The following is a 5,885-nucleotide window of genomic DNA, read 5'->3' as shown; positions in this document are numbered from 1 at the left end:
CGGTATTTTATTGTATATTTCAGAGTGAAAACTTATTTGCTTTGACTTTGGTTGAAGCAAGAGTAAAACCCCCTTATGGTTTGTGTTTGGTCGTACTTACATTATACCATTTCAGGGGGTTTATTTGTGGTTAAAACCCTATTATATCAAGGGTTCAATCACCTGTTTTGTGTTTTCATAGACTCAACTAGATTGTAATAACTTGAAATAACTTCTCATTTTAAAGAAGATGTTATTCAAAATCCAGTTTTTATACCCTGCATAGTATTTTGTGGTGACTTTTTCACTGGTCTCGAACCGTCCCCGTTTGCCGTGATACAATAAAAAAATATATTAGAGATATAGAAGGGCGAACCGGCAGAGAGTTACCTAAAAACCAAATAGAGAAGTTGAAGGAAGCCTTAAGAAATAAAGAATACAAAAAAATGTCACCAATAGAAACAGCGAAGCATAGGGCAGAATTTGATAAAGTAAAAAATAAAGTAATTAAAGAGTGGGAAGAAAATACTGGGCAAAAGTGGCCTGTGTATAATGAAAATGTTATTTCAGAAAAAACAGGTAAAATAATTAGGAAACAAGGAGATAAGTATGATGCTCATCATATAATTGAAAATACTTTTGGCGGAGGACATGAATGGTGGAATATGCATCCTGCAAAATTCCCAAATGAGCATCAAGCTGGTATTCATGGAGCAGGTTCACCAGCAAATACACTATTTAAAGGAGGTAAAAAATAATGAGCTATGAATTTATTAAGGCAAACCAAGAAAATAGTTTTTATCCAGTGACTGAAAACGAAATAAAAGAGATTGAGAAGGAACTCGATTTAATATTTCCTAAGGAGTTAGTTAATTTTTATTTAGAGGTTGGCTACGGATTTATTGAAGGTTCTGAGTTTAATATTAATCGTATTATGGACCCATATTCAGTAAGGGATTTTCGATTAAGGGTTAATGATTTTGAGTTTTATCCCGACATAGAAATCTATGATGAATTTGAGAATAACAAACTAATATTTTTTGAAGGCAGTGAATCAGCTTTAATGTCAATAGAATTGACTGAAAATAATAGAAGTGCAGTTTACTATTATGATATTCAAATTGCGACTTCTCTTGAAGACTTTTTAAGAAAGATGGAAGAAAATGATAAATATTACTTGGAGTTACTAGCTGATTAAAGAACGATAATAAAACATACCTTGAATGGTTTTACGCCTTTCAAGGTTTTTTTCTTTAATTTATATTAAATTAACTGATATTTGAGTGAGACAAAAAGAAATAATTTGTTTGAGAATCGAGAGCTCATGATGGTAGTACCATCAAGGCATTATGTTTTAATACTTGGTTTGTGAAAATAATACGATAATTAGGCGAGATGACATTTTACATGCAGGAGGTAGCTTTGTATGGAATAATGACTATATAAACGATAATGACAAAGTTCGTGGCGATAAACAACGGGTATAGTAAAAAGGTGTTCGTACTTTATGTTGGCTCATAAAATATTTAGTTGTATTTTTACAAGAAACGGTCGTATAATACTCGCTATTCGTTAAAAAGGCGTTACATAAATTTTAATTTTCGTAACGGGAGGGTGAAAATTGAACGTTGTTGGGTATATACGAGTCTCTACACAAGGGCAAGCGAAAGATGGATACAGTTTGAAATATCAAGAAGATGAAATTAAAGCATACTGTTATGAACATGGCTTGAACTTGATACTTATTTTTAGAGATGAAGGAATTAGTGGCGCAAAACTAAATGAAGAAGCATTAGAAATAGACAGGGTGGGCTTACAGGAAATGTTGGCTCACCTTTCGTCTGTCCAGATTGATTATGTAATGGTGCTCAATACAAGTCGATTATGGAGGTCAGATATTGTGAAAGTGCTGATTCAACGAGAATTAAAGAATTATGGCTGTGATATTAAAAGCATTGAACAACCGTTTTACAGTATCCATAAGAAAGACCCGAACGACTTTTTGGTAAATGGCTTAATGGAGTTATTAGACCAATACCAACGGCTTGAAATTGCTCTCAAGCTAACGAAAGGGAGAAACAAGAAAGCGAAGGAAGGTGGTTATGCAGGAGGAAGAGCAACATTTGGTTATACGAAACAAAAGGGTGAAAAAGAATTAAGAATACATAATGGTCATGCAGAAGTAGTTAAACGATTATTTCAACTTAAACAAAAACATAAAAAATGGTCGCTGTCTAGGTTGGCAGAAGCACTAAATGATGAGGGTTATCGAACAACCCTAGGTAAAGCATTTACGAAAGTACAAGTGAAGCGAATATTAGACCGAGAAAGTTTTTATCAAGGGATTTATACATATGGACAAATACAAGCAAATGGCAAACATGAAGCAATAATTTAAAAGATTACTTAAAAAAGGGACTCATTTTCTTATAAGTTCTTCTGTAAGGTTGAAAATGGATAGGCTTTCGTACCAATGCGCACCGAATGGTGAACGCTCGAACTATGGTTGCCGGCATTTTCATTTAATTGAATAGGGGATGAGAACATGCATGAAAAACAGAAATATTTATATGTTGGAGTTGACTTGCATAAGCAACACCATGTAGCTGTGGTTATTAACTGTTGGCAGGAGAAGTTGGATGAAATAAAGTTTGAAAATAAACCTTCTGCTTTCTCCACGTTTTTACTAGATATTGATAAACTGATGGAAGAAGGATTGACGCCTGTATTTGGCTTAGAAGATGTTGGAGGCTATGGACGGTCGTTAGCACAATTCTTAACCGACCATGGACAGGTTGTAAAAGAAGTAAACCCAGCACTTTCATACGCTGAACGAAAAAGCCATATGACCACACAAAAAAGGAGGACAGTAGGGACAGGTTCCTTGTCCTCCTTTATTGGGGTTATTCTAGTATGGGAAGCGTGAATAGAGCTGAATTGCAACTCATACAACTAGTTTTCAAAGAACCAAAGTTTCAAAAACGTAGTATTAGGAGAAGATCTAAACTATTGTTTTTCCCTAGACTCGACAGAATACTAGTTCGTCAATTATAATAATGATAAGTTTTACAATCACTTTACTTACCACGTACACCTACAGTAAACACCACTTTACTACTACGCCCGTTTTAAATTGACCACCTTTTCTACTTCAAATCAGATTACCTCTATGATAAACTTCACCTCACTTAAGAAATTTCAGATTTTCCAGTCATAACTTTTTTTCACCCTAAACTAACTCACAATTAAATAAAAAATGATGGAGGAATAAAACAATGTCGTCAAAAGTCACTAGTATTGGCCTAAAGGGATTAGAAGGTTATCGTGTGCAAGTCGAGGCACAAGTGAAGGATGGAATGGAATCCTTTATTTTCGTAGGGCTACCGGATGCATCTGTGAAAGAATCAAAGGAGCGGGTAGCTGCCACACTCCATAGCATGGGGTTTCCAATCGTAGATAGGAAGGTCGTTATTAATCTATCACCTGCAGAAGTGAAAAAGAATGGACCACTGTTCGACCTTGCGATTGCAATTGCAGTACTAAAGAGTGGAGGTTTTCTTAAAAAGCAAGGGATACCATTTGAAACTGGATTCATTGGGGCCTTGTCTTTAGACGGAACTGTGTTACCGGTAGAAGGGATGATAGCAGCAATCTTAGCAGCGAAACGACTTTGTTTAAAGCGGTTGTACCTTCCCTTTGATCCTACCATTCCTCCTGTAGATATCCCTGAGATGGAGTTACTTTACGTAGAGAATCTTCAAGATGTGTTAGACCTTCTAGAAGGACGTCAACCTTTACCTTTTGTACAACCTAAATCTAGCTTTTTTGATGAACAGAAAGTAGTAGAACGAGATTTCAGTCAGATTATCGGACACGTGTTTGCCAAACGTGCACTAGAGATTGCGGCTTCGGGTGAACACTACGTGCTGATGGATGGTCCTCCTGGCTGTGGCAAGAGTCTCTTAGCTGAAACTTTTCCTTCCATATTGCCACCTCTATCGAAAGAAGCCCAATTAGAAAAGATCAGTTTACACCAGTTAGCTGGGGCACCATATAACTCCCTCACCTTACCTCCTTACCGACACCCACACCACTCCGCATCAGCAGTTTCCATTATCGGGGGAGGAACGAACCCTAAGCCTGGGGAAGTCTCCTTGGCTCACCGTGTCGTACTGTTCTTGGATGAGTTAGGGGAATTCTCCAAGAAGACGCTTGATATGTTAAGACAACCACTAGAGAACGAAAAAGTAACCATTAGCAGAGTCCACTCCACCGTAACGTACCCAGCAAAATTTATTTTCATCGCTGCGATGAACCCATGCCCATGTGGTTACTTGGGATCGAATCGAAATTATTGTATATGCTCAGAGAAGCAAATCAAAGCCTACAAAAACCGAGTCTCGGGACCAATATTAGATCGTATTGATATCTTATTGTCCTTAAGACCAGTTGACTTGAAGGGACATAATTTCCAAGGGATAGAACCCTCTGAGGATGTGAGGAAAAGGGTTCAGCGTGCAAGAGAGAGACAATATGAGAGATATGGGAAGGAAATATGTAATGCTAGTGTTCCTTTCGAACAACTGATCAAACAGCACCCACTAACAAATAATCAGCAGCATGAACTTCAGAGTTTATCCATCAAACAAGGATTCAGTAATCGAGTACAAATTAAGCTCATCCGCTTGGCTAGAACCATAGCTGATCTTAAGGGTGAACAAATGATATCTGATGAAGCATTGTTAGAAGCATTGTCTTTGAGAAAAATGAAGCCCAATACAACACAATCGATGTACGTTGAAACACTTGCCGGAGAGTGTAGTGATGAATACTGAAGGTACAAAGGGAAAGTCAGCCTCTCTGTTCTTATGTCATTATACTTTGACACCGCAAGCTACTAATCCCCTAACTAAGGAATCTACTAATTTTAGATCATAATTCGATCAATTTGTACAAAAAATGTTTTGAGGTGATGTTTTATGCCAAGGATAGCAAGAAAAAAGAGCTCTAACGGTGTCTATCACATTATGCTTAGAGGTATTAATAGGCAAACCATTTTTGAGGATGATGAGGATAAAGCCAAGTTTCTTGAAACGTTAGCAAAGTATAAAATAAAAAGTTGCTTTGAACTGTATAGTTACTGTTTAATGGATAATCATGTCCATCTACTATTGAAGGAAATTGAAGAGCCACTAGCAACGATTATAAAGAGAATCAGTTCCAGTTATGTGTATTGGTATAATAGGAAATACAGACGCTGTGGCCATTTGTTTCAGGATAGGTATAAGAGTGAGAATGTTGAAAGTGATAGTTATTTCATAACAGCCCTGAGGTATATCCATCAAAATCCCCTAAAGGCTGGGCTGGTGAAGAGCATATGGGATAGTGAGTCGACCAGTATCCGTGAGTATTTACATAAAGGGCACCTAATCGACATAGATAGAGGCTTTTATCTATTTTTCCCTTGATAGAAAATCTGCAGTGGAAAAATTTATCATCTACATGCAAGAAAACAATAAAGATCAATGTTTGGATTTAACAGAAAATGTGAAGCTTTCTGATGATCAGGTTAGAGAGTCTCTTCGAACATTAGGCGTGACAAGCAACAGTATGCTACAGCAGATGAGCAAAGAAAAACGAAATATGATTATAAGCAAAATGAAGAAACTTAAAGGAGTATCCATTCGCCAAATCTCAAGAGTAACAGGAATATCGAAAAGTGTTATTGGGCGTATCAAGTAAAAAACGTTTGAAGGAAAAGGAATTGAGATAGAAGGATGCTAGCTACTTCAATATCCATCTAGAGAGGATAGGGGGGGGTCTCAGTGGCTTTCGTTACTGGACAGGAACAAGGACGATCAACCTGTCCGAGACCACTGAAAAACGACTCCTAAAATATGTAAGTC

The 5,885-nt window shown here is 37.0% G+C and carries 5 protein-coding genes and 2 pseudogenes; all 7 read left to right on the top strand.

Translation table 11 applies throughout. The features are described from left to right. Positions 1-314 precede the first annotated feature (314 nt). Positions 315-737, top strand: a pseudogene (locus tag ACERII_RS25485) (LXG family T7SS effector ribonuclease toxin YxiD); the annotation flags it as partial. Then, positions 737-1,177: an SMI1/KNR4 family protein gene (locus tag ACERII_RS25480; protein ID WP_373645808.1), complete on the top strand. Its 441-nt coding sequence runs from the start codon at positions 737-739 to the stop codon at positions 1,175-1,177. The pseudogene ACERII_RS25485 and the gene ACERII_RS25480, both read left to right, overlap by 1 nt. Before the next feature lie 423 nt (positions 1,178-1,600). Continuing rightward, complete coding sequence (locus ACERII_RS25475; RefSeq protein ID WP_373645807.1) at positions 1,601-2,377, top strand: recombinase family protein; 777 nt, start codon at positions 1,601-1,603, stop codon at positions 2,375-2,377. 147 nt (positions 2,378-2,524) lie between these two features. After that, positions 2,525-2,839: pseudogene (locus ACERII_RS25470) on the top strand (IS110 family transposase); the annotation flags it as partial. Between the two features lie 415 nt (positions 2,840-3,254). Continuing rightward, positions 3,255-4,814, top strand: a complete 1,560-nt coding sequence (locus ACERII_RS25465; protein ID WP_373645806.1) for a YifB family Mg chelatase-like AAA ATPase — start codon at positions 3,255-3,257, stop codon at positions 4,812-4,814. A gap of 144 nt (positions 4,815-4,958) precedes the next feature. Continuing rightward, positions 4,959-5,447, top strand: a complete 489-nt coding sequence (locus ACERII_RS25460) for a transposase (protein WP_373645805.1) — start codon at positions 4,959-4,961, stop codon at positions 5,445-5,447. Between the two features lie 34 nt (positions 5,448-5,481). Then, positions 5,482-5,721 carry a hypothetical protein gene (locus tag ACERII_RS25455; protein WP_373645804.1) on the top strand — a complete coding sequence of 80 codons (240 nt, stop codon included), beginning with the start codon at positions 5,482-5,484 and terminating at the stop codon, positions 5,719-5,721. Positions 5,722-5,885 lie beyond the last annotated feature (164 nt).

This window comes from Evansella sp. AB-rgal1, from assembly GCF_041820985.1.
Taxonomy (GTDB): domain Bacteria; phylum Bacillota; class Bacilli; order Bacillales; family Salisediminibacteriaceae; genus Evansella.
The sequence above is the reverse complement of the archived record's forward strand: the minus strand, read 5'-3'. Positions and strand labels throughout refer to the sequence as shown.